Source organism: Dellaglioa sp. CoH-57-MRSF-18, assembly GCF_056781995.1.
Genome location: NZ_JBXAXX010000177.1, coordinates 1 through 311, shown reverse-complemented (window position 1 = coordinate 311; position 311 = coordinate 1). Strand labels below are relative to the sequence as shown.

Below are 311 nucleotides of genomic sequence, written 5' to 3'. Positions count from 1 at the left end.
GCCGAGGTCGTTTAAACCGAAGGCTATAGAAATTCTGGAAGATTTTGCAATTGTCAGCCGCCGCGAGCGGGGTTACAAATGATCGACGCTCAAGACGAATACGTTCCGGAAGATGCACCCCGGGTGCCGGGTTTTGCTCATGCTGGTGCCGATTCGCGCGGCCTGTTTCTCGCCGCACTGATCCAGCTTCGACGTGACCCCCACTTCAAAGGCGACATTCTGCTGTCCGCGCTGCGTGTTGCGGTAGGCGATCCGGACTATGAATTCCAGTCTCCAGTCGAGCGCGCGGCTTGGAAAACTATGGCGTTTCC

Annotated in this window: 1 protein-coding gene; it reads left to right on the top strand. The window is 56.9% G+C overall.

Annotation, left to right across the window (positions count from 1 at the left end):
- Window positions 1-78 precede the first annotated feature (78 nt).
- Window positions 79-311, top strand: a 233-nt coding sequence (locus AC1RPG_RS08625) for a hypothetical protein (RefSeq protein WP_481762575.1), incomplete at its 3' end; no start/stop codon positions are given.